Below are 25771 nucleotides of genomic sequence, written 5' to 3' on the forward strand. Positions count from 1 at the left end.
TCACCGCCTCCGGCTCAAGCGCGGTCGGTGTGGTCGGGTGCTGTGTCTGGGGCCTGATCCTGTCGTTCACCGCTCGTTTCCGTCTCCTCGCGAATCTCGCGCCGGATCTCCACCCGCTCGCGCGCGCTGACATTGAGCAATTCCGCTGCGCGCCAGACGAGGTTGTCCTCGAACTCGCTCAAGGTGCCATCCGCGAAGGCCACCTCGAACATCATCTCGATGATGCGGCGCCGGCCCTCCTCGTCCAACGCCCGATTCAACACGCTGGTGAAGGCATAAAGATCGACGGCTTCGGCATCCTTGGCAATGGCCAATTCAACCAGAGCATCGCTCTCCGCACCTTCGAGCGCGAACCGCCGCTCCAGAATCTGGCGCAGCATGGCCCGCTCGGCGTCGGTCACCACACCGTCGATGGAGACGACGTGAACCAGGAGTGCGGCGGCGGCGAGGCGATAATCGTCCGGGCTGAACGCATCGGTGTCACGACGTCCGCCGGTGATGTCGGTGATGAAGTCCGAGAGGGTGCGGAACATGCGTCGGGCATCCTGCTGCGTGGGCGCGCGATGGGTGCGCACGGTGGGGGACCGCTCGGGCGGATGGCGGTGGCCAAGGCACACCGCGACCCGGGTGAACATGGACCTGTACGGCCGGATCGCGCGTGAACCGCCACCCGGCGAGGCTCTGACCCCACCGCCATTGCCATGATGCCAGCGCCGGAGCAAGGCCCGCAAGCCGCACCGCGCGGGTGCTTCCCCCCATCGCCCGTTATGCCATGATGCCGCCGCGCCCATCGGCTCCGATACGGGTCAAAGACGCCGCGCCAGGGTCGCGGTTCAGGAAGGAACGTCCAGTGGTCGAACAGCCGAGCGCGCGCGGAACCATCCTGCTGGTGGAGGACGAGCCATTCGTCGCGCTCGTGGCCCAGCAGGTGCTCGAGGACCACGGGTTCATGGTGGTGGTGGCCGGCCATGGCGCCGCCGCCATCGATCACGCGCGCGACGCCTTCCAGTCCGGTGGCGATGGGGCGTTGCTGCTGGCCCTGGTGGATATCGGCCTGCCCGACATCGGCGGCGACGAGGTGGTGCGCACCTTGCGCGGGCTGGCGCCCACCCTGCCCATCATCATCGCCACCGGCTATGCCATCGAGGAGATTGCCGCGGAATTTGACGGCGTTGCGCGCCTGGTGATGATCCGCAAGCCCTATGACGTGGCCACCCTGCGGGGGGCGCTGCGCGAGGTGGGGGTGGCGATCCCGGAAGAGCCCGACGCCGGCGCCTAGCGCCAGCGTCGGAACCGATCACCGCCGCAGCAGCAGCTGCCCCAGCAGCAGACCGACGCCAGCGGCCACGGCGCAGGCGACGAAAGGCTGCTCGCGGATGGCCTCGCGCACCGACACCGAGTGCCCCTCGGCCCACTCGCTCGCCGCCGCGGCCTGAACCTGCGCCTCGCCGGCAAGGCCCTCGACCTTGCTCTGGGCGGTCTTGCCGAGGCTGTCGATGAGGCGCGCGAAATCGGCGCGCAGTTGATCGAGATCCTGACGCACGTCTCCCAGACTCGGTTCGCTCTTCTCGGCCATCATGGTCTCCATTCATCTCGTGTCGGTTCCCGCCACACCCGCACGGGCGAGGCGGCGGATGATGCCGACCGCCGCACCTTGCCCGCCTCCACGCCGTTGGACAATGCGATGGCGCAACGGACAGGCGCGGCAGCGGACAGGCGCGGCAGCCGGCGCACGTGCCCCGCGGATCAGGCGATCCGCTCGGACGCGGCGCCGACGCTGCGGGCCTCGTGGAAAAACAGCGCCTGGGCGATGGTCGCCTTCACCGTTTCCGACAGGAACGGCTTGGTGATCAAATAAGTGGGCTCCGGCCGCTCGCCGGTGAGCAGGCGGTCGGGAAAGGCGGTGATGAAGATCACCGGCACCGCGAAGCGCTCGAGGATGTCGGTGACCGCATCCACCCCCGACGATCCGTCGGCCAGCTGGATATCCGCCAGCACCAGACCGAAATTGCCGCTCTGCGCCAGCTCGACCGCCTTGGCATGGGTGGGCGCCACGCCGATCACCTCGTGCCCCAGCTCCTCGACCATGGTGCGCAGGTCAAGGGCGATCACCCACTCGTCCTCGATGATCAGCACCCGGGTGGCGATCTGCCGGTCGATGTCCCGCTGGGCGGCCACCACCTGCGCCTCCACCTCCTCGATGGTCACGCCGAGAATGCTGGCGGCCTCGGCATAAGAAAAGCTCTCCATGGCGGTGAGCAGGAAGGCGACCCGCGACGAAAGATCCATGGCCTGCAGTCGCAAGTCGGCCTGCAGGGCGCCCGCCTCGGGAAGGCCGGGCCGGCGATTCCACACGTGGTGGAAGGCCCGGTAGAGCGCCACCCGGGGCGATACCCCGGTGTCGAGCGGCACCTTTCCATCCAGCACCGCTTCCAGCGTCTCCTTCACCAGATCGTCGCCCGCCTGCTGGGAACCGAGCAGGGCTCGGGCATAGCGCCGCAGCGCCGGCAGTTGCTTGACGATCGAGGTTTGCGGCATGCGCGACTCTCCTGAAGGATGGCACTCGCTCATAATGGCACGGACCAAGGACGGCACCGGAACGAACGCCTCGATGGTTTCCAACGCCGTCACCTGCCGATTGTTCCGGGTGCGGCGCGTGCGGAACCCGATGACGCACCGGGACATTCTACAGCGGTGGCTCGTGCGGGACGAGATGTGGCGTGCTTCATTCCGGGGTCGACCGGGCGCAGAACGAGGGTGATGGCGTTCATGGATTGGGTAAAGGCGCAAGCCGTCCGCACACGCCACCGCGAACGCTCGGCCCTGTTCGCCGCCGCGGCCAGCCGTCCGCGCACCCTGCTCGACAGCGTGCGCCGGCGGCTGATTCTCATGGTGCTGCTGGCGCTCGCCCCCATCGCGGCGCTGAATTTCATCCAGGGCGTCATGCAGCTCAACGCCGCCGAGGAAGAGGCCCGCCAGCGGCTGCTGCAGCACGCCACCGCCGCCGCCGCGGACCAGGAGGCGGTGATCGCCTCGGCAGAAAACGTGCTGCAGGCACTGAAGAACGTCGCCGATGTGGTGACCGGTGCGCCCTCCTGCCCGGCGATTCTGCACGGCGCCGTGCTGAGCCTGCCCTTCGCCAGCAACATCAGCGTCATCGACACCACCGGCAAGGTGACCTGCGCGGCCCTGCCCTTGGAGCAGACCGACGTGAGCGATGCCCCCTGGTGGCGCGCCGCCGCCGACGCGCGGATGTTCCGGCTGTCCGGCCGCATCGCCAGCCCCACCGCCCACGACGGCATCCTCATGGCCCTGTTGCCCCTGACCGGTGCCGACGGGCAGGTGGACGGCACCATCGCCATGGGCATCGACATCGCCTGGCTCGACAATCTGATGAAACGCGAGGCGCCGCCGGCGCGCAGCATGGTCGCGCTGTTCTCTCCCCATGGTGAGGAGCTGGTCTCCAACGCCCGGACCGCCAGCGCCGCGTTGTTCGCCGGGCAGGACATGACGCGCACCGGCCGGAGCCTGCGGGAGGCCCGGGACAGTGACGGGCGTAGCTGGACCTTCGCCACGGCCCCCTTGAGCCGGCAGGGCCTGACCATCGCCTTCGCCCTGCCCACCGAAAGCCTGTTCCGCTGGACCGTGCTGACGGTGGCCGCCAGCTTCGCCCTGCCCGCGCTCATCGTCGTCGCCAGCCTTGTGGGGCTGTGGCTGGCGGTGGATCGCATCGTGCTGCGCTGGGTGCTCTATCTGCGGCGCGTCACGGCGGTCTACGCCCAGGGCCATTACGCCTTCCGCCCCACCCGGATCAAAGATGCGCCCAGCGAGTTCCGCGCCCTCGGCCACGCGGTGGAGAACATGGCCTTCGCCGTGCGCGAGCGCGATGCGCGGCTGCGCGAGAGCCTGGCGGAGAAGACGGCGCTGGTGCGCGAGATCCACCACCGCATCAAGAACAGCCTGCAGATCGTGGTGAGCCTCATCAGCCTCTACGGCTCGGCGATCCCGCGGGGTGCCGATCGGCGGCGGTTCGAGCAGTTGCGCACCCGCGTCAACACCCTCGCTCTGGTGCATCGCATCCTCTACGAGGCGACGGAAGGCTCGCAGGTGCGGCTGCGTGAGCTCATGGGCGAGTTGGCCGGCCTGCTGGAAAGCGCCGCCGAGGGCCCGCTGCGCATCTCGGTCGAGGCCGAGGACGCGCCGCTTCCCACCGACATGGCGGTGCCCCTGGCGCTGATGCTGGTGGAGATCGTCCTGCGCTTCGCCATGGCCGATGGTGATGATGCCAGGGACCGCGCCGCTCTCGCCCTCACCCTGTCCGGCAGCGTCGCCGACAACCGGCTTCAGGTGGCGGTGGAAGCGCCGGTGGACGGCCCCCCGCCCGCCGCCACTGGCGCTGATCTCGCCTATGGTTTCGCCGCCCAGCTCGGCGGCACCCTCGAACAGAGGACGAGCGGTCCGCGCGTCACCGTCTGCGGCACCTTTCCCTGTCGCGATGGCAGCCGCTAACGCCGCGCGGCGACGCCCTCGCACCCGCGCATGACCATGGGTGGAACTTTTCCGCTCCGGTGACGTTTGTGCTTCCAGAGGCCCCATGCGGCGCCCCTGCCATTTCCGCAGCGCGGCGGCAGGGCAGCCGAGCAGGAGCAGCAGAATGGAAAAGATGCCCTCCAAGAGTCCCAGCAAGACCCCCGCACCGCGTGGCTTCGCCGCCATGGATGCGGAAAAGCAACGGGCCATCGCCCGCAAGGGCGGAGAGAGCGTGCCTGCCGAGAAGCGCAGCTTCTCCCAGAACCGGGCCCTCGCCGCCGCGGCGGGTCGCAAGGGTGGTCAGAGTGTCTCCGACGACCAGCGCAGCTTCTCGCGGGACCGCTCCCTTGCCTCCCTGGCGGGACAGAAGGGGGGCCAGAAGAGCCCTCCCAAGATGTAGCCCACCCCGCAGCGTCACCGGCGCCCCTGCCCCGGCGCCATGCAAGAGGAGAGCAGACGAGGACAGCATGCGAGGAGAGCGTGCCTGCCCCTCGGATCCCTTTGAGAACGGAGGCCAGCCCTTGCCGCAATCTCAACCCGTATCCGCCGCCCTACGATGGTCGTTGAACACCCGCGCTCCCCGGCTTCCCCAGCCCCTTGCCCAGCCCCTTGACCGGCCCCTTGCCCGCCCCCCGGAGGCTTCGCCCTGGGGCGCGGCGTCGGCGGCCCACCCCGACGCCGATGCCGCCGTCCAAGGCCGGGGCCGAGATAAGGACCAGGATCGGCCCCCGAAACGACTCCAAGAGAGCGACCGCATCGGCGACGCGGTGCCGACACACCGGCCGCAGTCATCACGCCCGGCGCGCGCCCAATCGGGGCCCTTGACCGCCGATCGCGAAGGCACTTCAGTCGATGCGCAGCAGCCGGGCCGCCCACGGTCCGTCAAGCAAGAGGCTTCCGAAGGGACTTCCAAAGGGGCTTCCATGGACGTGAACGATCACGCACACCCAGCGGATGCGCCCAAGTCCGGCGCGCAGGATCTGCGCGACCAGGTGCTGGAGCTGTTGCCGGCGCTCCGCGCATTTGCCCGCTCGCTGACGCGCAATCGCGCCGAGGCCGACGACCTGGTGCAGGAGACGCTGCTCAAAGCCCTCTCGAACATCGAGAAATTCGATCCCGGCACGAACCTTCGGGCGTGGCTGTTCACCATTCTGCGCAACAGCTACTACACGGACATGCGCAAAAAGCGCCGGGAGAACGACGGCCTGTCGGCTCTCGCCCAGCAGGACCACACCATGGGCCCCGGCCAAGACTGGTCGGTCACCCTTTCCACCCTCAAGGAAGCCCTGGCTCAGCTGCCCGACGATCAGCGCGAGGCGCTGGTTCTGGTGGGGGCCGCCGGCCTGTCCTATGAAGAAGCTGCCGATGTGTGCGGCTGCGCTCTCGGCACCATCAAGAGCCGCGTGAACCGGGCCCGCGCCAAGCTGCTGAGCCTGATGGGCGCGCAGGACACCGCCGAGGTGGTGGAAGGTGACCCGGTGGCCCTCTCCGCCGCCCACCACGTGCCGAAATCTGACAGCTGAAACCGCACGCCGGGCTCCGGCCCGCGCCGGCGGGACGACGCGCGGCGCGCCCCACGGAGGTGGACCGGTCTCAGTCGGGCGCCCAGCCGGGTGGCGCCAGCTCGAAGCCGGAGAAGTCAAAGGCCGGGGCCACCGTGCAGCCCACCAGGGTCCAGGCGCCCTGGCTCGCCGCCGCCTGCCACACGCTGGCGGGGACGATGCCCTGGGGCCGCTCGCCACGGTCCAACGCCGGTCCCAACCGCAGATCGCGCCGGCCCGCCGCATCCGCCAGCGACAAGGTGAGGGGCGCGCCGGCATGCCAATGCCAGACCTCCACCGCATCCACCCGATGCCAGTGGGAGACCTCCCCGGCCGCCAGCAGAAAATAGATGGCGGTGGAGGCGCCGCGGCCGCCATCGGCCGCCACATCGCGGAAAGTCTCGCGGAAATGCCCGCCCTCGGGATGGGGTTGCAACTCCAGCAGGCGGACCACATCGGCGGCGCTCAGGCCAACGTCCAGAGGGATCATGGCTCAGCCCTTGAAAATGTTAGCGATTGAAAACGTTAGCCCTTGAAGGTGTTTTTGCGGGCCCGCAAAGCGGCGAACACGTCCGCCGGATCGGCTCCGGCGAGCCCGAGATGGGCGGCGAGCGCGGGATCATCGGCGCGCAGGAAGGGGTTTGCAGCCCGCTCATCCGCCATCAGCGAGGGAATGGTGGGCTCGCCCCTGGCCCGCGCCACCTCGGCGCGGGCGAACATGGTCTTCAGCTCGGCATTGTCGGGGTCCACGGAGAGGGCGAAGCGGGCATTGCTCAGCGTGTATTCATGACCGCTGTAGACCTGGAGATCCCCCGGCAGCCCCTTGAGGCGCTGCAGGGAGTGCCACAGCACCGCCGGTTCGCACTCGAACGGCCGCCCGCACCCCAGGGTGAACAGGGTGTCGCCGGCGAACAAGGCGTGTTCGTCCTCGAACAGATAGACCACATGGCCGGCGGTGTGGCCCGGGGTTTCCAGAACCCGGCCCACCAGCGTGCCCACCGCCACCGGATCACCGTCCACCACCGCCACGTCGAGGCCGGGGATGTCGCTCGCCTCGGCGCGCGGCCCCACCACCGTGGCGCCATAGCGCTGCTTCAAAGCGGGAATGCCCTGCACATGATCCGCGTGATGATGGGTCACCAGCACGTGGGTGAGGGCCCAGCCCGCAGCCTCCAGCGCGGCCATGATGGGCTCGGCCTCGGGCGCATCGACCACCGCCGTGGCTTCGGTGGCGGGGTCGTGCAGCAGCACGGCATAATTGTCGCTAAGGCAAGGAACGAGGCGAATCTCGGCCGGCACGAACACACTCCCCGGGCGGCGCATGGCGCCCCCACGCCAGGCGACAGATCTCTGGCGACCTGGCGGTCATGATCGTCTATTCACGCGCAAAGGAAAAGGCCACCCAACCACCGCGCCGCGATTGCGTCGCCCGGGCGCAGGACGCAACATGATCGGGCGGGATCCGGCGCACGCGCGCCCGGCAGCGGAGGACTGAGGTGCAGGGGAGCGGCATGTATCTCGACGTCGTGGACCTGCGCAACTTCTATGCCCAGCCGGTCGGCATCATGACACGACGCCTGCTCGGCCGCGCGATCCGCGCCCGGTTCGACAATGTCACCAACCTCGCCGTGCTCGGCCTCGGCTATGCCACGCCGTATCTCGGCGTGTTCCGCGAGGAGGCCGAGCGCTGCATCGCGGTGATGCCCGCCGCCCAGGGCGTGGTGCGCTGGCCCTCCAGCGGGCCGACGCTGGCGACGCTCGCCGACGAGACCATGCTGCCCCTGCCCACCGCCAGCATCGACCGGGTGGTGGCGGTGCATGCCCTCGAAATGACCGATAATGCCGCCGAGATGCTGCGCGAGGTGTGGCGCGTGCTGGCCCCTGGCGGCCGCCTGCTGGCGGTGGTGCCCAATCGGCGCGGGGTGTGGGCGCGGCTCGACACCACCCCGTTCGGCAATGGCCGCCCGTTCTCCCGCGGCCAGGTGGTGAACCTGCTGCGCGAGGCCCTGTTCACCCCGGTGGGCTGGGGCGAGGCGCTCTATGCCCCGCCGAGCGCCTGGTTCCTGCGCACGGCGGTGGCCTTCGAGCGGGTCGGCGCGCGGCTCTCCCTGCCCTTTTCCGGGGTGCTGGTGGTGGAGGCGACCAAGCAGCTTTATCGCCCGGTGGCGGTGCGCCGCTCGCGTCTGGTTCCGGTGCTCGAACCGGCCCTGGAACCGGTGCTCGGCGGCGTCCCGGCGGGATAGGGCAGCCGACGCGCGGCGGGACCCTGCCTAGAATTTGTAGCCGATCGAAAGCATGCCCGAGGGCTGCGTCCGGCTTTGGACGATGGGGCTGTCGCCAGCATCCCCGACGAGCGTGCCAAGGCCGGCCTGCCCCCGGATCAGCCAATGATCGCTCATCATGTAGGTGACGGACGCGGACACGTCGATCCGCTTGATGCCGGCGCCGAGATCGTAGACCGGCAGATGCGACCGCAGCGACTGGATCGGGGTGACGCCGAAATACGCGGACATATATGTCTCGTCCGCCCAGGTGGCCGAAGCCCCGAGGGTGAAGAAAAAGCGGCCCCAGTTCCATGATCCTTCGGCACCCAAGCGGGCCTGGAGGCCATCGCTGCCGCCGAAGGTCCGGTCGACGGCGGCATACACCTCCACCGGACCGGTCAGATAGGCCACACGCGCACCGACCACAGCCCCGGCGTCAATATCGCCCAACCCGCGCAGATGATCCGAATCGTCCTGCTGGCGGCCGGGATCGTAGCCCAGCCGCGCCGCCACCTTGAAATTCGGGAGACCATCGAGGGGCCGCACACCCAGGGCCACGCCCCGTGGATCGAGCATCATCCAGTCGGTCACCGCCGCCGAGACGAAAGGAATGGGCGAAACCTCGTATTCGTCGGACCCCTCAAACTTCGGGGCGACCATGGCACCGCCACCCAGCACGACCTTCCAGTTGGCGAGCTTCTCGCTGACCCAGGTGAACTGGTCGACGGATGGCGCGGGCTCCAAACCGGTGGGTGTGGTGGCGGCGGGTGCCGGGAGATCGGCTGCGGAAGCCGATGGCATCATCAACATCAGCGCTCCGATCGGCGCCAGTCCGACAGGCTTGAAGGAACGGGACGGCTTGGCACGGGGGAACACGCGATGGGGATCGGGCATGGGGCTCTTGCTCGGTGGACATCGGAACGGGATTGCCCGGTTTAGGCAGAGCCCCGCCGCGACCACGACGTCCGCTTCGCAATTGCGCCAAACTATTCGGCAATCTACCCACACCCCGATGGTCAAGGTCCTCGCGATGCGTGAATTCGCCAATCTGCACACGAATCCATGGCGGCGGCACAGGCTGGCCGAGGTCTCCCTCGCCTTCGCCCTGAGCCCCGCCTTTGCCTGGATCGGACCGTTCGACGTCACCGAACAGGTCTTTCTTGCCCGCGTGGGCTATTGGACCGGAATGCTCGCCAGCTGGTTCCTCATGCTGGCCCTCGTGGAGCGGATCGCCGACCTCCGCGGCGTCGGCCGGTCCCTGGCTCCCGCGCCACGCTGGCTGGCCCTGGTGGGTGTCGCGGCGGTGCCCATGATGCTGATCGTCGGGCCGGCGACCCATGTGCTCACCGGATGGTGGCCGCACCCCCACAAGATCCTGGCGCTCTACTTTCAGATCGTGCTGATCGGCGCCGGGGCGTCGATGATCGCGCGGGCGGCTTTCGGCCTCAGTTTCGCGGCAACGCCCATGGGAGAACCGCGGCAAGCGCAACACGAGCTGCGACAAAGCCCGGAACTGCGGCAAAGACCAGAGCCGCGGCCGCCATCCCCCTCCACGGCGCCACCACCGCCGGACACTGAACGCCCCATGCCCGGCGATGCGGAGCCGTCGCCCCTCGCCAGCGCCCTTCTTGCCCGCCTGCCTCCGGCGACGCGGGGCCCCATGGTCGCCGTGGAGATGGAGGATCACTATGCCCGGATCCATACGGACCGGGGATCCGCCCTGGTCCTGCTTCGCCTCACCGACGCCATTGCGGAATGCGCCCCGACGCCGGGGCGACAGATTCATCGGTCCTGGTGGGTAGCCGATGCGGCCATCCTCGGCCTGGAGCGCACGGGCCGTGCCGCGCGCGTCCGCCTCACCAATGGGCTGAGCGCCCCGGTGTCACAGCGGTATCTGCGGGACGTGGAACTGTTCCTCGCGGAACGCGACGCCGCGCCCCTCTGAGGCCCGGCGCCGTCAGCCGCGCCCCTTGCGTGACAGCAGGAACACCGCCTGTTCGCCCAAAAGGTTCCACACCCACCAGGGCATGTTCACGCGGACCCGGTGACCGGCGGAATCGAGCGCCACGGCCTTTTCCATCTTGGCGTCCAGCGCATCCACCAGCCCGACGAAGTCGCGGATGGTGCAGAAATGGATATTCGGCGTCTCATACCAGGGCAGCGGCAGGTTCTCCGTCACCGGCATGCGGCCGTTGACCAGGAGGTCGAGCCGCGAGCGCCAATGGCCGAAATTGGGGAAGGAGACCACCGCGCGCCGGCCGATCCGCAGCATCTGCTCCAGCACCCAGCGCGGACGGCGGGTGGCCTGCAGGGTCTGGGACAGGATCACATAATCGAAGGCATCGTCGGGGTAATAGGCGAGGTCCACATCGGCATCGCCCTGGATGATGGCGAGGCCCCGGGCCACCCCGGCATTGACCCCCTCGCGGGACAATTCGATGCCCCGGGCATCGCAGCCCCGGGTGGTGGCCAGCAGCTCCAGCAGGCCGCCGTCGCCGGACCCCACGTCCAGCACCCGCGAGCCGGGGGCGACCATCTCCGCCACCACCACCAGGTCGACACGCCCGCCCTGCTGGCGCACGGCGCCTTCATCCAGCGTCGGCTGCGCCATGGCTCAGCGCTCCCGGGCCGGCGGCAGGCCCAGGGCCCGCGCCGCGCTGTCGATGAAGCCATGGGCGATGGCGAACAATTCCGGTTCCTCCAGCAGGAAGGCGTCGTGGCCCTTGTCGCTCTCGATCTCGGCGAACGAGACGTTGGCGCCCGAGGCATTGAGCGCATGGACGATGGCCCGGGAATCCTCGGTGGGAAACAGCCAGTCGGAGGTGAAGGAGGCGAGGCAGAAGCGGGTCTTGGTGCCGCGGAAGGCGTTGGCCAGCACCCCGTCGTAATCCGCCGCGAGGTCGAAATAATCCATGGCGCGGGTGACGTAGAGATAGGAATTGGCATCGAAGCGCTGCACGAACGCCTCGCCCTGGTGGCGCAGATAGCTTTCCACCTGGAAATCCGCATCGAAGCCGAAGGTGGGCATGGCGCGGTTCTGCAGCCGCCGGCCGAACTTGCGATGCAGCGCCTGGTCCGACATGTAGGTGATATGCGCCGCCATGCGCGCCACCGCGAGGCCGCGATGGGGCGTCACCCCTTCCGCCAGATAGCGCCCGCCGCGCCAGTCGGGATCCGCCATCACCGCCTGCCGCCCCACCTCGTGGAAGGCGATGTTCTGCGCCGAATGGCGGGCCGCGGTGGCGAGCGCCAATGCCGAGAACACCCGCTCGGGATAGCTCGCCGCCCATTGCAGCACCTGCATGCCGCCCATGGAACCGCCAGCCACGCACAACAATCGCTCGATGCCCAGGTGATCGAGCAGCATCGCCTGCGCGTTGACCATGTCGCGGATGGTCACCAGCGGCATGTCGAGCCCATAGGGCGCGCCGGTGGCCGGATTGCGCGACGATGGCCCGGTGCTGCCCATGCAGCCGCCCAGCACGTTGGCGCAGATGACATAGAAGCGCTCGGTGTCGATGGGGCGGCCCGGCCCCACCATGGTCTCCCACCAGCCGGGCTTGCCGGTGACCGGATTGAGATTGGCGGCGTGCTGATCGCCGGTCAGCGCATGGCAGATGAGAATGGCGTTGGAGCGCGCCGCATTGGGCTCGCCGTAGGTCTGGTAGGCGATCTGCTGGGCCTCCAGCGCCACCCCGGCGTCCAGGCGCAGCGGCCAGGAGGCATCGAAGCGCACCACCGGCGAATGGGGATCGTCCGCCTCGCGGCGGGCCCGGGCATCCAGGCTGCTGTCATCGAGACGTGACGAGGGGAGATCTTGGGAAGCGGCGGCGGCTGCGCCGTCGGGGGGCGTCGGGGTGCTCATGGGCCCATGCAAGGGGCCACCGGCGGCCCCTGTCAAGCATCAGGCCGCCCCTTGGAAATCCTCCCATTCGACACCTTCGTAAAAATGTAAGCCGGCGCGTGGATAACAGCGTCACGTTCGGCGCGGATCACATGCGGCACTGGCGCCGGCACCGGGTCGGCGCGATGCTGCCCGCGACAGAACGAAGAGGGCGCAAGCCGCTGGGGGAAACATGAAGGACCCGTTCGCAAAGACCATCGGCTACCGCCTCAACCATACCGCCCGCCTGCAACGGGCGCTGTCGGCGCGCCTGCTCACCGATCTCGGCCTGTTCCCGGGCCAGGAAGCGGTGCTCAAGCTGCTGGCGGAGCTGGATGGACGCACCATGGGCGATCTGGCAGGCGCCCTGCGCGTGCGCCCGCCCACCGCTTCGAAGACCATCGCCCGCCTCACCACCCAGGGCCTGGTGGAACGCCGCACCACCGATGGCGACGGCCGCCTCGTGCGGGTGTTCCTCACCGACCTCGGTCGCGAGCGCTCCGGCGCCATCGACGGGGTGTGGGAGACGCTGGAGGGCGAGATGGTCGCCGGGCTCGACGGCAAGGAGCGCAAACGCCTGCGCAAGCTGCTGCGCAAGGTGGAGAAGAATCTGGCCCAGCGGCTCGGCACCGATGGCGGCCTCGATGACGAGACCGACGCGGCCGATGAGGACGAGGAGGCCTGAGCCCTCCTGTTCCCCACGGCGCGAAGCGGATCTCCCCGGCACCGTGGCACCGGCCGGCCCTTCCCGGACCCGCGCGGCCCGGCTAGCCTGAGGCGCGCAAACTGCGACGAGCCGCGACAAGCGGACCACGGCGCGACGCGGAGGGTGCCTCCGCGCCGACGGGAGGATCCATGCCACACGCCAGTAAGCCCAACACCATCAATCTCATCGGCCGCACTGCCGTTGTCACCGGCGGCGCCCAGGGCATCGGCCGCGCCGTGGTCGCCCGGTTCCTGGACTCGGGAGCCCGCGTCGCCCTTCTCGACCAGGATCTGGAGCGGGCCGAGGCCACCGCCGCCGCCCTCGGCCGTGACCGGGTGAGCGCCATCGGCGTGGACGTGACCCGCCGCGCGGACGTGGAACGGGCCATGGAGCAGGCGCATGCGGCGCTGGGGCGGATCGACATCCTGGTCAACAATGCCGGCATCTCGGGCCCCAATCATCCCACCTGGGAATATCCCGAGGACGCCTGGCACCAGGTAATGGCGGTCAATCTCGACGGTCCCTTCTTCTGCTGCCGGGCGGTGGTGCCGGTGATGATCGCCCAGGGCTATGGGCGCATCGTCAATGTGGCCTCCATCGCCGGCAAGGAAGGCAATCCCAACGCCGCCGCCTATTCCGCCTCCAAGGCCGGGGTGATCGCGCTCACCAAGTCCCTGGGCAAGGAACTGGCCATCCACGACATCTGCGTGAACTGCGTGACCCCGGCCGCCGCCCATACCGCGCTGTTCGATCAGATGAGCGAGGCGCAGATCGCTTATATGCTCGCCAAGATCCCGCGCGGGCGATTCGTGACGGTGGAGGAGATCGCCGCCACCATCGCCTTTGCCGCATCGTCGGACTGCTCCTTCACCACTGGCGCCGTGTTCGACATCTCCGGCGGCCGCGCCACCTATTGACCGAGGCCAACATGGGCGCGCCCGCGGATCCGCTTGCCGCAGTCTCTCCGCCTGCGGATCCCCATGCCACCGCGCGCCCCGCCGGCAAGGGCCTGCCGGCCTCGGGCGGCTCGACGCTGCTCGGCATCGCCTTCATGTGCGTGGCGGTGCTGAGCTTCGCGGTCACCGACGCCACCGCCAAGTGGCTCGGCCAGCAGATGCCCGTCATCATGGTCATCTGGGCCCGCTATGTGGTGCATTTCGCGGTGTCGCTGGTGGTGTTCAATCCCTGGACCGTGCCGGGGCTGCTGCGCACGGCGCGGCCGGGGCTGCAGCTGGTCCGCTCGGGCCTGCTGTTCGCCATCACCGCCCTGAACTTCTCCGCGCTGCACTTCCTGCAGCTGGATCAGACCGTCTCCATCATGTTCTCCGCGCCCTTCTTCGTCGCCCTGTTCGCCGGGCCCATGCTGGGTGAATGGGTGGGGGTGCGGCGCTGGATCGCCATCATGGTGGGCTTCTGCGGCATCCTGCTGGTGGTCCGCCCCGGGGTCGGGGGCATTCACCCGGCGGCGCTGCTGAGCCTGGCGGCGGCCGCCGCCTATGCTCTCTATTCCATCACCACCCGCATGCTCGCCGCCTGCGATCGCAGCGAAACCACCCTATTCTATTCCTCGCTGGTGGGCTCACTCGCCGCCAGCCTGCCGCTGCCCTTCGTGTGGGAAACGCCGCGCTCGGCCCTCGACATCGGCTTGATGCTGGAACTGGGCATCATCGCGGGAGCGGGCCACTTCTTCCTCATCCTCGCCCACGCCCGCGCCCCGGCGGCGCTCCTCGCGCCGTTCATCTACACCCAGATCATCGGCATGATCGCGCTCGGCTGGCTGGTGTTCGACCAGTCCCCCACCGCCTGGACCCTCGCCGGCGCGGCCATCGTCATCGCCTCCGGCATCGACCTGCTGCTGCGCGAACGGCGCGGGCGGGCGCCGCGCACCCTGGAGGCGCAGGCGCCGGACTGAGGCGCCATCCTCGCTTTGGTCAAAATGGCCATTATGCTCGCCGCCATCCGCTCACGGCTCCCGTGTCAAAGGCCCGCTGCCTGCCATGCCCTCCGCAACGCCCACCGCAACGCCCACCGCCCCCCGCCTGCTCGTTGTCGAAGGCAACACCGCTGAGGCGCGCGCCCGGCAGATCCATTTCGGCGGCCAGGCGGCGGGCGAGGGCTATGCCCAGCTGCTGCGCGAGCTGGCGCCCGGCGCCACCGTGGACATCTGCTATCCCGCCGACCCCGGCGCCAACTTGCCCGACAGCGGCGGGCTCGACGGCTATGACGGCATCGCCATCACCGGCTCGTCGCTGAACATCTACCAGGGCGGGCCGGCGATCGCGCCGCAGATCGCCCTGATCCAGGCGGCCTTTGCCACCGGCGTGCCGGTGTTCGGCAGCTGCTGGGGCCTGCAATTGCTGGCGGTCGCCGCCGGCGGTAGCGTGCGGCCCAGCCCACGCGGGCGCGAGGTGGGGTTCGGCCGCCGCATCCGCCAGACCGTCGCCGGCCATGACCTGTTCGCCGACAAGCCCGGCGTGTTCGAGGCCATGACCGTGCATCTCGACGAGGTGGAGTCCCTGCCGCAGGGGGCGCGGCTGCTCGCCACCAACGACCATTCGACCGTGCAGGCGGCGGAGATCCGCGCCGGCCGCTCCATCTGCTGGGGGGTGCAGTACCACCCGGAATATCCGTTCCGGGAGATGGCCGCCATCTTCCGCCGGCTGCAGCCGTCGCTGGTCGCCGAAGGCTTCTTTCAGGACGAGGAGGAGGAAGCCGCCTTCATCGCCGATCTCGAGCATTTCGAGCGTGATCCCGGCAACAAGGCGCTGGCCTGGCGCTGCGGCATTGATGATGCGGTGATCGCCAAGCCCGTGCGCACCCTGGAGATCCGCAATTGGGTGGATCGCCTGGTGCGGCCCACCCGCTCGGCCCGCGGCCGCGCTTGAGGTCAGGCCCCCGGCGCCGCAGCACGTCAGACGTGCTGGCCGCCGTTGATGTGGATCTCCGCGCCATTGAGATAGGACGCGGTGTCGGTGCACAGCACGAAGATGATCTTGGCCACCTCATCGGGGGTGCCCAGCCGCTGCATGGGAATCTGCGCCACGATCTTCTCGGTGCCCGGCGAGAGGATGGCCGTGTCGATCTCCCCGGGGGCGATGGCGTTCACCCGGATGCCCCGGCGGCCGAAATCGGAAGCCATCTCGCGCGTCAGCGCCGCCAGCGCCCCCTTGGAGGTGGCATAGGCGGCGCCGGCGAAGGGATGCACCCGCGAACCGGCGATGGAGGTGACGTTGACCACGCTGCCCTGCGCCCGCTCCAGCTCGCCGGCGAGGCCCCGCGCCAGGATGATGGGCGCGAAGAAGTTCACCTGGAACACATCCACCCAGGTCTCAAGATCCGTGTCGAGGGTGCCGAGCCGGGCGCCGCCCTCCCCCTTGGGGGAGATGGCGGCATTGTTGACGAGGGCATGCAGCTTGCCCTCGGGCAGGCGCCGCTTCACCTCGGCCACGGCGGCCAGGGTGCTGGCCGGGCTCGACAGGTCCACCTGCAGATGATCCTCGGGGCCGGCGCCCCACGGGCACTTTTCCGGAAAGGCGTGCCGCGAGCAGGTGATGACGCGCCAGCCGGCGGCCGAAAAGCGCTTCACCGTGGCATGGCCGATGCCCCGCGAGGCCCCGGTGAGCAGCATGATGGGGCGGGCGGCGTCGGCCGCCTCCGAGGTCGCGGTCTGGCTCGTCATGGTCGCGTCGCTCACGGCCTGTCTCCCGGGCCCGGCCCGGCGCTGCCGGGGCGGGTCGCCACACGTTCAGTTCTTGCGCCGCAACGCCTTCAGCAGGGTGTTGAAGAGGCTGAAGGCCACCGCCGGCACGGCGGTGTCGAGCGGGTTGCGCACGAACGCCGTCAGCCGCTGCACGCTGGTCCCCGCCGCCTGCAGATCGGCGCTGACGGCGGTCATGGCGGCGGCATGCACTTCCGTTGCGAGATCCAATTCGCGCCCGGGCCGCACCCGCGCGCCGGCGAAGACCAGCAGCGCCGCCAGAACCAGCGCCACGCCACCGGTGATGGTGGCCGCCAGGATGGCGCCATAGAGCGTCTCCAGGGCCAGAAAGCCCGCGATACCCAGCATCACCAGGCCAAAGCCCCCGATCAAGGCGGCGATGCCGAAGAAGGTGGATTTAGCCGCCGCCTTGCGCAGATGGATCTCGGCGATGATGAGATCGGCCCGCAGCAGCACCCGCAGATTGCGGACCAGCGTGTCCATGTCGCTCATTTCTTGCCACCCCGGAGCAATAGTCCCCCCACCACGGCCCCCGCCAGCAGCGACAGCCCCGCCGCCGTCAGCGGGCGGGCGCGCACCAGCGCCCGCAGCTGGCGCTCCGCATCCTCGACGCCGCACCCGCGGAACGGACAGCCGCCCGACGGCGCCGCGCCAACAGGCGCCGCGCCCGCACCGGCGGGCGGTGACGCGGCAGGTGCGGCGGGCGCAGCGGCGAGATCGGCCTTCAGCCCGGCGAGCTTGCGGGCGGTGGATCGGGCGCGGGTCATCTCCTTCGCCTCCTGGGCATGACGCGGTGTGGTCTCGTCCAACAAGGCGCGGGTCTGCCGCGCCGTGTCAAGCCGCCGGGCTCAACTCACAGGCGCGACGGTCCGCCAAACGGCGGACAAAGCGGGACGAACCGGAAGGGACTGCTATAAGCGACCAACGGGAGGATCTCATGGCGCGCCGCATCGATTATTTTTTCTCCACCATCAGCCCCTGGAGCTTCATCGGCCATGACCTGTTCATGGCGGTGGCCGCCCGCAACGGGGCGCAGGTGGTGTTTCATCCAGTATCCCTCGGCCCCATCTTCGCCGAAACCGGGGGCCTGCCGCTGCCCCAGCGCCCGCCGCAGCGCCAGCGCTACCGCCTGTTGGAGCTGCAGCGCTGGCGGGTGAAGCGGGGCATTGATTTCCATATCCATCCGGCCCACTGGCCGTTCGACTGCGCGCTGGCCGACCGCACCATCATCGCCGCCCTGCAGGCGGGCCACCCGGTGGAGCGGCTGCTGCCGGCGCTGTTCAGCGGTGTCTGGCAGCGCCAGCTCGATCTCGCCGACCCGGGGGTGGTGACCGCCCTCGCCGACGCGGCAGGCCTGCCGGGGGCCGCGCTGGTGGCCGCCGCCGGTGGCGAGGCCGCCGGGGCCGCCTATCTCGACAATCGGGCCAAGGCGCTGGCCGCCGACGTCTTCGGCGCCCCCGCTTATGTGCTGGAGGGAGAAGTGTTCTGGGGGCAGGACCGCATCGAGCTGCTCGATGATGCGCTGACCTCCGGCCGCGCGCCATTCGGCACCGATCCCGCCTAGCGCCCCGCTTCGGCCCCGATCGCAACGGAAAGTGGCGGCGAACGGGCCATCGCCCGCCGCTGAAAAGGAGACCTCATGGCTGCATGTCGCGCGACGGCGCACGCCAGGATCGCCGGTTTAATCCTCACCACGGCGCTGGCCACCCCCCTCCTCATCCCCACCGGCGCGGCGCTGGCGCAGCCGGCGCCAGCAGCGGGCGCGCCGGACCCGTTGCCGCCGCCGCCCGGGCCGCGCTTCGCCTTCGCCCCGGTGGAAGGCGGCGCGCTCAAGCTCGACACCGAGACCGGCAAGGTCTCCCTGTGCGCCAAGGGTCCACAGGGCTTCGCCTGCACCGCCGTGCCCGACAGCCGCGATGCCTATGAGGCGGAGATCGGCCGGCTCCAGGGGGAAATCGCGGCGCTGAAGCGCGGTGGCGCCACCAACCCCGAGACCAAGCCGGCCCCCGACACCTCCGATCTCGATGCCGCGCTCGATTATGCCGACCAGTGGTTCCGCTGGCTGAAACAGAAGGTCGACGAGATGCGGGCGCCGGACCAGAGCGAGCGGCTATAGAGCATTTTCAAGCGAAGGGGAGACCGGTTCGCGGGCAGAAAATGCGACGGCTCGAGACACCCGGCCTCAGAAATCGCTGAGGAAGGCGTCCACCCGTTTCAGCGCCTGGTCGGAAAGGGTGCCGGGGAAGGCCAGGAACACGTGGCAGCCGCCGGGATAGACCTCGAGCTCAGTCCCGTTGCCAGCGGCGAGCCAGGCGTTGGCCATGAACAAAGTGTCGTCCACCAGCGGATCGCGTGAGCCGACGATGAACAGGGCCTTGGGCAGGCCCTTCAGATTGGCCAGAAGCGGCGAGACATCGGGGTCCTCCGCGCGGCCTTCGAGCCGGAGATAATTCTCCACGAAATGCTCGATGTCGGCGCGGTTCAGCACCAGGGGCAGATCGCCCCAATTGCGCACCGAAGGGGTGAGGCGCAGGTCGAAGCAGCCGGCGGTGAGGTTCACCGCGGAAAACGGCGTCAGGTCGTGCCGGTCGCGCAGGCGCACCAGGGTGGTGACCGCCAGCGTCGCCCCACCCGATTCGCCGCCGATGGCGAAGCGGGTGGTGCCGAACCGGTTCTGGCCTTCCTTCACCAGCCACAGGGCCGCCGCCTCGCAATCGTCGGGACCGGCCGGATAGGGCTCCTCCGGCGCCAGGCGATAATCCACCGACACCACCGCGAGGCCGCAGTTGGCGGCGATGCGATCGGTCAGGTTCTCATTCTCCCGGGCCGAGCCCAGGGTCCAGCCGCCGCCATGGATGTGCAGATAGACGCCCCTGGGGGCGCCATCGGGCATCAGGATGCGCAGGGAAATGGGACCCCGCGGGCCGGGGATGCTTTCCACATGGGCGCGCCGGCTCTCCGGCGGCAGGGGAAAGGTGCCCTTGCCGGCGAGGCGCGCGGCACGGATATGCGGCAGCGGGATGGACCAGCGATCCGGCACCGCCAGCATGGCCTTGACGATGGCGTCATTCACCATGCGCGTATCGACGGCGACGGCGGCATCGCTGAACACCGCAGAATCGAGAACCAGCTTCGACATGTCCATTCAGTCCCGGGCGCTGACATTTTGGTCCGCCGTCGACGCGGCGGTGCGCGGGCAAGGTTGCAGGCGGCGGCGTAGGAGGCAATACACGGGGCGCGAACCGGACCGCGCATAAGCGCGCAGTGAGGACCATGACCATGGCGCGTCTCCAGCGTTCCCCCGCGCACCGCGCGCCCCTGGACACCCACGCCGAATGCCGGCTGGAGGTGACCACCGCCGGCCAGGGCTTCACCGACATCACCCGCGAGGCCGCCGCGTTCCTGGCCGAGATCGGCGCCCGCGACGGCGTGCTGGTGGCGTTCTGCCGCCACACCTCCGCTTCCCTCACCCTGCAGGAAAACGCCGATCCGGACGTGCAGCGCGACCTGCTCACCGCCCTCGACCGGCTGGCCCCCCAGCATGCCGGCTGGGTGCACGACAGCGAGGGGCCGGACGACATGCCCGCCCATGTGCGCACCCTGCTCAGCGGGGTCAGCCTGGCCATCCCGGTCAGCGCCGGCCGGCTGGCGCTCGGCACCTGGCAGGGCCTCTATCTCATCGAACATCGGCTCGCCGCGCACCGACGAGAAGTGGTATTGGCGTTTACCGGTCATACAGGGCGTTGAATCACGTGACTTGTCACAGCTTCGCCATCGAATGATGATTGGAGCGAAAATTCGTTGCGCGCGGGCGGCGCGCCGCGAAAGAGTGTGTCGGGACCAAGACAAAACACGGATGCTGTCGGGGGGAGGGTCCATTGGGAGAAGCCGCGAGTGGCGCATTAGGTGCGGCATCAGGTGGGGCCTTGCGCCTCGTCATCGCCGATGACCATCCCCTGTTCCGCGGCGCCCTGCGCGAGGCCGTGCTCAGCCATCACGCCGGCGCCACCATCGAGGAAGTCGGCACCTTCGACGATCTGACGGCGCTGCTGGAACGGGATGCCGATTTCGATCTGGTGCTGCTGGACCTCACCATGCCCGGCGCACGGGGCTTTTCCGGCCTGATCTATCTGCGCGCCCAATATGCGGCGCTGCCGGTGGTGGTGGTCTCCGGCAATGAGGAGCCGGCGGTGATCCGCCGGGGCCTGGACCTCGGCGCCTCCGGCTTCATCCCCAAGACCATGGACGTGCGCCAGATGCGCGACGCCATCGCCGAGGTGCTGGGCGGCGAGGTGTTCATCCCCCCGGATATCACCCTCAACGGCGGCAGCGACGGCGAGACCGATGCCATCATCGCCCGCCTCGCCACCCTCACGCCGCAGCAGGTGCGGGTGCTGATGATGCTGGCCGAGGGCCGCCTCAACAAGCAGATCGCCTATGAGCTCTCGGTGTCGGAAGCCACCGTGAAGGCCCATGTCTCCGCCATCCTGCAGAAGCTGGGGGTGGAAAGCCGCACCCAGGCGGTGATCGCCGTTTCCAAGGTGGAGACCGGCCTGTGGACCCCGCCCCAGGCCTGACGCACTGAAATCCACCCGTCCTTACCGGCCGCGCGCCGCGCTTTCCCGCCGGGGGAACCCTGCGCCGTGGCCGCGCGCCGCGGATGCGGTTTCTTAACGGGCGACGGTGTCCACTGCCCGCGGCGGCGCCTTGGTCGGCGCCGTGAGGCAAGCCCAAGGCGTGCCGATGGCATCTGGCCGAGTGGCTCCAGCGGTGGACTTTTCATGAGCGACGACAGCGCAACCGCCCCCTCCCCCGCGCCCCGGCGCTCCGCCTGGGAGGCGCTCACCGTCTACCTGCACCCGAGCGTGCTGGTGGTGATCCTGCTCGGCTTCTCCTCCGGCCTGCCGCTCGCCCTCACCGGCACCACCTTGTCGGTGTGGATGACGGAAAGTGGGGTGAGCCTCGGCAGCATCGGCCTGTTCTCTTTGGTGGGGCTGCCCTACACCCTGAAATTCATCTGGGCGCCGCTGGTGGATGCCCTCGACGTCCCGGTGCTCTCGCGCCTGCTCGGCCGGCGGCGGGGCTGGCTGCTGGCCACCCAGATCGTGCTGATGGGCGCCATCGTCTTCCTCGGCGCCCAGGATCCGGTCGCCTCGCCGTTCATGGTGGCCCTTGGGGCGCTGCTGGTGGCCACCGTTTCCGCCACCCAGGACATTGTCGTGGACGCCTTCCGCGTGGAGCGCCTCGACACCAGCGAGCAGGCCGCCGGCATGGCCGGCTATGTGGCCGCCTATCGCATCGGCATGCTGGTGTCGGGCGCCGGCGTCATCGCTTTGGTGGCGGCGCTGGAAGCCTTCGGCTCGGTCCGCGCCGACGTGTGGTTCTGGGGCTATGTGGCCGCCGCCGCCTGCCTGGCGGTGGGCATGCTCGCCACCTTCATGGCCCGCGAGCCCACCGCCCCGGTGCGCGAGGAAGGGGTGAGCGCCGTCGCCCGGGTGGTGGATACGGCCGTGGGCGCCTTCAGCGAGTTCCTCGCCCGCCGCCAGGCGTGGGCCATCCTGCTGTTCGTGCTGCTCTACAAATTCTGCGATGCGTTCGCCGGCGTGCTCACGGCGCCGTTCGTCATCTCCATCGGCTTCGACAAGGCCACCTATGCGGCCATCGTGAAGGGCGTCGGGTTGGCCGCGGCGCTGCTGGGCGGGTTCGCCGGCGGGTTCGTGGCGCGGGCGCTGCCGCTTGCCACCTGCCTGTGGATCGGCGGCGTGCTGCAGATCGCCTCCAACCTCGCCTTCACCGCCCAGGCAGTGATCGGTGTCAGCGTGCCCGCTCTCACCTTCACCATCGTGGTGGAGAATTTCACCGGTGCCATCGGCACGGTGATCTTCGTGGCCTATCTCTCGGCCCTGTGCGGCGCCCGCGCCCACACCGCCACCCAATATGCCCTGCTCACCGCGCTCACCGCCGTGGGCCGCACCTTCCTCGCCTCCGGCGGCGGCTTCATCGCCGAGGCCACCGGATGGCCGGTGTTCTTCATCATCACCGCCGTCGCCGGCCTGCCGGGCCTGGCGCTGCTCGCCTATCTCCAGGCCAGGGGCCACTTCCGCAGCCTCGCGCACGAGAACCAGGATTGAGACCGATTAAGCGAATTTTATATGTGAAATAAAATCAAATAGCAGATAAAAATCGGAAAGAGTTCACAGCGCCGATTCCGCATGCTATCTCCGATATCACGTGAAATACGTCATTTGACGTATTTTTATTGTGTTATTGGAGATCCAGATGATCCATCGCCGGGCCTTCCTCGCCACAGCCCTCGCTGGGGCCCTGGCCGGGGTGTTCTCGGGCGCGTTCGCCGCCCCCAGCTTCGCGCAGACCGCCGCGCCGGGCCCCGACAGCCTGCTCAATGTCTCCTACGACATCGCCCGCGAGCTGTTCGCCGCCGAGAACGCGCTGTTCGTTCCCGCCTGGAAAGAGAAGACCGGCCAACAGCTCACCATCAACCAGAGCCACGCCGGCTCCTCCCGCCAGGCCCGCGCCATTCTCGAGGGGCTGGAGGCGGACGTGGTGACCTTCAACCAGGTGACCGACGTGGACGTGCTGGCCAAGGCCGGCTTCGTCGCCAAGGACTGGCAGAAGAAGTTCCCCAACAACGCCTCGCCTTATTATTCCTTCCCCTCGTTCCTGGTGCGCGCCGGCAACCCCAAGGGCATCAAGGACTGGTCGGATCTGGTGCGCGATGACGTGAAGGTCATCTTCCCCAACCCCAAGACCTCGGGCAACGCCCGCTACACCTATCTCGCCGCCTATGCCTATGCGCTGGAGAAGTTCAACGGCGACACCGCCAAGGCCGACGCCTTCGTGAAGAAGCTGCTTTCCAACGTGCCGGTATTCGACACCGGCGGCCGCGGCGCCACCACCACCTTCGTGGAGCGCGAGACGGGCGATGTGCTGGTGACCTTCGAGGCCGAGACCCACGCCATCCAGAACCTCTATCCCGACCGCAAGCTGCAGCCGATCACCCCCTCTGTGAGCCTGCTCGCCGAATTCCCGGTGGCGGTGGTGGACAAGGTGGTGGACAAGCGCGGCTCGCGCCCCGCCGCCACCGCCTATCTCGAGTTCCTCTATTCCCCCGCCGGCCAGGAGGTTGCCGCCAAGGCCTTCCACCGGGTGGTGAACCCCGAGGTCGCCGCCCAGTACAAGGACCAGTTCCCCCCGGTCCGCCTGGTCAAGGTGGAGGAGGTGTTCGGCGGCTGGGACAAGGCCCAGGCCGACCACTTCGCCTCCGGCGGCAAGCTGGAGCAGGTCTTCATCGGCCGCTGAGCGAGCGCGGCCTGACGGCAACCCGCCACCGGATGTCGGACTTCCTCCGAAGCCCGACATCCCCTCACCCGACCACGGCGTGGCACACCCGGGTAAGGCCTTGCCAGCCTTGGTGGATCTCAGTTTTCGGCCAGCGCGGCACGATCTTTGAATGGTTCCAGCCTCAGGACTCCCGAAGTCCCGGACCCTCGAAGTGAAGAGCCGCCATGTCCGACGTCGCCGAAAGCGCTGAAGCCGAGATCCCGGAATTTTCCCTGGAGATTCCCCAGGTCTACACCCACCACGTGTTCTGCTGCTTCACCCAGCGACCGCCCCAGCATCCGCGCGGCTCATGCGGCGCCAATGGCGCCCAGCCCCTGTGGGAACGGCTCGCCAAGAAGCTGGAGGCCTCCGGCCGCCGCGATATCGCCATGACCTCGTCCGGCTGCCTGAGCTTCTGCTCGGCCGGCCCCATCATGGTCGTCTACCCCCAAGGCATCTGGTACACGCCCAAGACTCCCGAGGACATCGACGAGATCGTCACCTCCCACCTTTTGGGCGGCAAGCCGGTGGAACGCCTCATCATCGTGCCCCGCATCTGAATCCCCACAAAAAAGCCCCTCTCCGCGGCGCGGAGAGGGGCTTTCTGTTCTGAACTCTTGCCGATCAGGCGCGGGCGGCATCCAGCTCGGCAACGATGGCTTCGCCCATGGCCTGCGTGCTGATCACCTCGGCGCCCTCGGTGCGGATGTCGGCGGTGCGCTTGCCGGCATCCAGCACGCCGGCGATGGCCTGCTCGATGCGGTCCGCCACATCGCCCTGGTTGAACGAGTAGCGCAGCGCCATGGCCAGCGAGCCGATCATGGCGATGGGGTTGGCGATGCCCTTGCCGGCGATATCGGGGGCCGAGCCGTGCACCGGCTCATACATGGCCGCGCGCTTGCCGGTATTGGGGTCCACCGCGCCCAGCGAGGCCGAGGGCAGCATACCCAGCGAGCCGGTGAGCATGGCGGCGATGTCGGACAGCACGTCGCCGAACAGATTGTCGGTGACGATCACGTCGAACTGCTTGGGCCAGCGCACCAGCTGCATGGCGAGCGAATCGGCAAGATTGTGCTCCAGCACCACGTCCTTGTAGTCGGCGTCGTGCACCTGGGTGACCACTTCCTTCCACAACACGCCGGAGCGCATCACATTGTGCTTCTCGGAGGAGGTCACCTTGTTGCGGCGGGTGCGGGCCAGCTCGAAGGCGACGCGGGCGATGCGGTCGATCTCATAGGTGTCGTACACCTGGGTATCGATGGCGCGCTTCTGGCCGTTGCCGAGGTCGATGATGGTCTTGGGCTCGCCGAAATAGACGCCGCCGGTGAGCTCACGCACGATCAGGATGTCGAGGCCTTCCACCGCCTCCCGCTTCAGGGAGGAGGCATCGGCCAGCGCCGGATAGCAGATGGCGGGGCGCAGATTCGCGAACAGCTCCAGGTCCTTGCGCAGGCGCAGCAGGCCGGCCTCGGGGCGCGCCTCATAGGGCACATCCGCCCACTTGGGGCCGCCCACGGCGGCGAGCAGCACCGCGTCCGCATCCTTGGCGCGCGCCATGGCGGCATCGGAGATGGCGACGCCGTGCGCGTCATAGGCGCTGCCGCCCACCAGATCCTCCTCGATGGCGAAGGAGGCGAGGCCTTCCTGTTCCAGCCAGGCGATGACGCGCTTCACCTCGGCCATCACTTCGGGGCCGATGCCGTCGCCGGCGAGGAGCAGGAGCTTGTGGGTGGCCATGGTGTATCCTCGGAAACTGCGGCCTCAGGCGGCCATCTTCAGGTGACTTCC

Annotated in this window: 30 protein-coding genes; 17 read left to right on the plus strand and 13 right to left on the minus strand. The window is 69.0% G+C overall.

Going from position 1 to position 25771, the window contains the following annotated elements; genetic code table 11:
* Positions 1 to 14: 14 nt before the first annotated feature.
* Positions 15 to 533, minus strand: a complete 519-nt coding sequence (locus tag MEU52_RS08225; RefSeq protein WP_238120443.1) for a tellurite resistance TerB family protein — start codon at positions 531 to 533, stop codon at positions 15 to 17.
* 317 nt (positions 534 to 850) lie between these two features.
* Between MEU52_RS08225 and MEU52_RS08230 the strand changes: the two genes are divergently transcribed.
* Entirely contained in the window at positions 851 to 1279 is a 429-nt protein-coding gene (locus MEU52_RS08230) for a response regulator (RefSeq protein WP_238120442.1), read from the plus strand.
* An 18-nt stretch (positions 1280 to 1297) separates the two neighbouring features.
* Here MEU52_RS08230 and MEU52_RS08235 read toward each other — a convergent pair whose 3' ends face one another.
* Positions 1298 to 1588 (minus strand): glycine zipper domain-containing protein, encoded by a 291-nt coding sequence (locus MEU52_RS08235; protein WP_238120441.1) that lies wholly within the window; start codon positions 1586 to 1588, stop codon positions 1298 to 1300.
* Between the two features lie 158 nt (positions 1589 to 1746).
* Positions 1747 to 2538, minus strand: coding sequence for a response regulator (locus tag MEU52_RS08240; RefSeq protein ID WP_238120440.1), 792 nt, complete (start codon positions 2536 to 2538; stop codon positions 1747 to 1749).
* Positions 2539 to 2760: 222 nt separating this feature from the next.
* Here MEU52_RS08240 and MEU52_RS08245 point away from each other — a divergent pair, with 222 nt between their 5' ends.
* The 3 genes from MEU52_RS08245 (at position 2761) to MEU52_RS08255 (ending at position 6053) form a co-directional block, all read left to right on the plus strand.
* Positions 2761 to 4509 (plus strand): sensor histidine kinase, encoded by a 1749-nt coding sequence (locus tag MEU52_RS08245; protein ID WP_238120439.1) that lies wholly within the window; start codon positions 2761 to 2763, stop codon positions 4507 to 4509.
* 145 nt (positions 4510 to 4654) lie between these two features.
* Complete coding sequence (locus tag MEU52_RS08250; RefSeq protein WP_443266296.1) at positions 4655 to 4930, plus strand: KGG domain-containing protein; 276 nt, start codon at positions 4655 to 4657, stop codon at positions 4928 to 4930.
* A 523-nt stretch (positions 4931 to 5453) separates the two neighbouring features.
* Positions 5454 to 6053, plus strand: coding sequence for a sigma-70 family RNA polymerase sigma factor (locus tag MEU52_RS08255; protein WP_238120438.1), 600 nt, complete (start codon positions 5454 to 5456; stop codon positions 6051 to 6053).
* A 70-nt stretch (positions 6054 to 6123) separates the two neighbouring features.
* Here the strand turns inward: MEU52_RS08255 and MEU52_RS08260 are convergent, their stop codons facing one another.
* Positions 6124 to 6561, minus strand: coding sequence for a cupin domain-containing protein (locus MEU52_RS08260; RefSeq protein WP_238120437.1), 438 nt, complete (start codon positions 6559 to 6561; stop codon positions 6124 to 6126).
* Positions 6562 to 6596: 35 nt separating this feature from the next.
* Complete coding sequence (gene gloB, locus MEU52_RS08265) at positions 6597 to 7370, minus strand: hydroxyacylglutathione hydrolase (RefSeq protein WP_238120436.1); 774 nt, start codon at positions 7368 to 7370, stop codon at positions 6597 to 6599.
* Between the two features lie 212 nt (positions 7371 to 7582).
* On the opposite strand from gloB, the gene MEU52_RS08270 reads away from it, so the two are divergent.
* Positions 7583 to 8314 (plus strand): class I SAM-dependent methyltransferase, encoded by a 732-nt coding sequence (locus MEU52_RS08270; RefSeq protein WP_238120435.1) that lies wholly within the window; start codon positions 7583 to 7585, stop codon positions 8312 to 8314.
* A 27-nt stretch (positions 8315 to 8341) separates the two neighbouring features.
* On the opposite strand, the gene MEU52_RS08275 is transcribed toward MEU52_RS08270, so the two are convergent.
* Entirely contained in the window at positions 8342 to 9229 is an 888-nt protein-coding gene (locus MEU52_RS08275) for a MipA/OmpV family protein (RefSeq protein ID WP_238120434.1), read from the minus strand.
* Here MEU52_RS08275 and MEU52_RS08280 point away from each other — a divergent pair.
* Positions 9228 to 10280 carry a LytTR family DNA-binding domain-containing protein gene (locus MEU52_RS08280; RefSeq protein ID WP_238120433.1) on the plus strand — a complete coding sequence of 351 codons (1053 nt, stop codon included), beginning with the start codon at positions 9228 to 9230 and terminating at the stop codon, positions 10278 to 10280. The two genes, MEU52_RS08275 and MEU52_RS08280, sit on opposite strands and share 2 nt — an antisense overlap.
* A 12-nt stretch (positions 10281 to 10292) precedes the next feature.
* On the opposite strand, the gene metW is transcribed toward MEU52_RS08280, so the two are convergent.
* A complete protein-coding gene (metW, locus tag MEU52_RS08285; RefSeq protein WP_238120432.1) occupies positions 10293 to 10946 on the minus strand; it encodes a methionine biosynthesis protein MetW in 654 nt (217 codons plus the stop codon).
* A gap of 3 nt (positions 10947 to 10949) precedes the next feature.
* Positions 10950 to 12200, minus strand: a complete 1251-nt coding sequence (gene metX / locus MEU52_RS08290) for a homoserine O-acetyltransferase MetX (RefSeq protein ID WP_238120431.1) — start codon at positions 12198 to 12200, stop codon at positions 10950 to 10952.
* Positions 12201 to 12411: 211 nt separating this feature from the next.
* Between metX and MEU52_RS08295 the strand changes: the two genes are divergently transcribed.
* From MEU52_RS08295 to MEU52_RS08310, 4 genes are all read left to right on the plus strand, one after another.
* Positions 12412 to 12903, plus strand: a complete 492-nt coding sequence (locus tag MEU52_RS08295; RefSeq protein ID WP_238120430.1) for a MarR family winged helix-turn-helix transcriptional regulator — start codon at positions 12412 to 12414, stop codon at positions 12901 to 12903.
* Positions 12904 to 13073: 170 nt separating this feature from the next.
* Positions 13074 to 13841: an SDR family NAD(P)-dependent oxidoreductase gene (locus MEU52_RS08300; RefSeq protein ID WP_238120429.1), complete on the plus strand. Its 768-nt coding sequence runs from the start codon at positions 13074 to 13076 to the stop codon at positions 13839 to 13841.
* Between the two features lie 11 nt (positions 13842 to 13852).
* Positions 13853 to 14836: a DMT family transporter gene (locus tag MEU52_RS08305; RefSeq protein WP_238120428.1), complete on the plus strand. Its 984-nt coding sequence runs from the start codon at positions 13853 to 13855 to the stop codon at positions 14834 to 14836.
* Between the two features lie 85 nt (positions 14837 to 14921).
* Positions 14922 to 15809 carry a type 1 glutamine amidotransferase gene (locus MEU52_RS08310; RefSeq protein ID WP_238120427.1) on the plus strand — a complete coding sequence of 296 codons (888 nt, stop codon included), beginning with the start codon at positions 14922 to 14924 and terminating at the stop codon, positions 15807 to 15809.
* 26 nt (positions 15810 to 15835) lie between these two features.
* Here MEU52_RS08310 and MEU52_RS08315 read toward each other — a convergent pair whose 3' ends face one another.
* The 3 genes from MEU52_RS08315 to MEU52_RS08325 form a co-directional block, all read right to left on the minus strand.
* On the minus strand, positions 15836 to 16552 hold the full coding sequence (locus MEU52_RS08315; RefSeq protein ID WP_238120887.1) for an SDR family NAD(P)-dependent oxidoreductase: 717 nt from the start codon (positions 16550 to 16552) through the stop codon (positions 15836 to 15838).
* Positions 16553 to 16669: 117 nt separating this feature from the next.
* Complete coding sequence (locus MEU52_RS08320) at positions 16670 to 17134, minus strand: hypothetical protein (RefSeq protein ID WP_238120426.1); 465 nt, start codon at positions 17132 to 17134, stop codon at positions 16670 to 16672.
* The gene (locus MEU52_RS08325; RefSeq protein ID WP_238120425.1) at positions 17131 to 17409 is read right to left on the minus strand and encodes a hypothetical protein; all 279 of its coding nucleotides are present in this window, start codon (positions 17407 to 17409) and stop codon (positions 17131 to 17133) included. The genes MEU52_RS08320 and MEU52_RS08325 overlap by 4 nt, the downstream gene beginning before the upstream one ends.
* Positions 17410 to 17579: 170 nt before the next feature.
* Here MEU52_RS08325 and MEU52_RS08330 point away from each other — a divergent pair, with 170 nt between their 5' ends.
* Both MEU52_RS08330 and MEU52_RS08335 read left to right on the plus strand, forming a co-directional pair.
* On the plus strand, positions 17580 to 18206 hold the full coding sequence (locus MEU52_RS08330) for a 2-hydroxychromene-2-carboxylate isomerase (protein ID WP_238120424.1): 627 nt from the start codon (positions 17580 to 17582) through the stop codon (positions 18204 to 18206).
* 75 nt (positions 18207 to 18281) lie between these two features.
* A complete protein-coding gene (locus MEU52_RS08335) occupies positions 18282 to 18758 on the plus strand; it encodes a hypothetical protein (RefSeq protein ID WP_238120423.1) in 477 nt (158 codons plus the stop codon).
* A 66-nt stretch (positions 18759 to 18824) separates the two neighbouring features.
* Here the strand turns inward: MEU52_RS08335 and MEU52_RS08340 are convergent, their stop codons facing one another.
* Positions 18825 to 19781: an alpha/beta hydrolase gene (locus tag MEU52_RS08340; protein WP_238120422.1), complete on the minus strand. Its 957-nt coding sequence runs from the start codon at positions 19779 to 19781 to the stop codon at positions 18825 to 18827.
* Between the two features lie 140 nt (positions 19782 to 19921).
* Between MEU52_RS08340 and MEU52_RS08345 the strand changes: the two genes are divergently transcribed.
* From MEU52_RS08345 to MEU52_RS08365, 5 genes are all read left to right on the plus strand, one after another.
* Positions 19922 to 20389, plus strand: coding sequence for a secondary thiamine-phosphate synthase enzyme YjbQ (locus MEU52_RS08345; RefSeq protein ID WP_443266308.1), 468 nt, complete (start codon positions 19922 to 19924; stop codon positions 20387 to 20389).
* Between the two features lie 179 nt (positions 20390 to 20568).
* A complete protein-coding gene (locus tag MEU52_RS08350; RefSeq protein ID WP_337927094.1) occupies positions 20569 to 21219 on the plus strand; it encodes a response regulator transcription factor in 651 nt (216 codons plus the stop codon).
* A gap of 204 nt (positions 21220 to 21423) precedes the next feature.
* Positions 21424 to 22773: an AmpG family muropeptide MFS transporter gene (locus MEU52_RS08355; RefSeq protein WP_238120419.1), complete on the plus strand. Its 1350-nt coding sequence runs from the start codon at positions 21424 to 21426 to the stop codon at positions 22771 to 22773.
* A 148-nt stretch (positions 22774 to 22921) separates the two neighbouring features.
* Positions 22922 to 23962 carry a sulfate ABC transporter substrate-binding protein gene (locus MEU52_RS08360; protein WP_238120418.1) on the plus strand — a complete coding sequence of 347 codons (1041 nt, stop codon included), beginning with the start codon at positions 22922 to 22924 and terminating at the stop codon, positions 23960 to 23962.
* A 206-nt stretch (positions 23963 to 24168) separates the two neighbouring features.
* Positions 24169 to 24543, plus strand: coding sequence for a (2Fe-2S) ferredoxin domain-containing protein (locus MEU52_RS08365; RefSeq protein WP_238120417.1), 375 nt, complete (start codon positions 24169 to 24171; stop codon positions 24541 to 24543).
* Between the two features lie 64 nt (positions 24544 to 24607).
* Here MEU52_RS08365 and leuB read toward each other — a convergent pair whose 3' ends face one another.
* A complete protein-coding gene (gene leuB, locus MEU52_RS08370; RefSeq protein ID WP_238120416.1) occupies positions 24608 to 25720 on the minus strand; it encodes a 3-isopropylmalate dehydrogenase in 1113 nt (370 codons plus the stop codon).
* Positions 25721 to 25771 lie beyond the last annotated feature (51 nt).

The sequence above is a fragment of the Xanthobacter sp. NM-25 genome (assembly GCF_022138605.1).
Classification (GTDB): domain Bacteria; phylum Pseudomonadota; class Alphaproteobacteria; order Rhizobiales; family Xanthobacteraceae; genus Xanthobacter.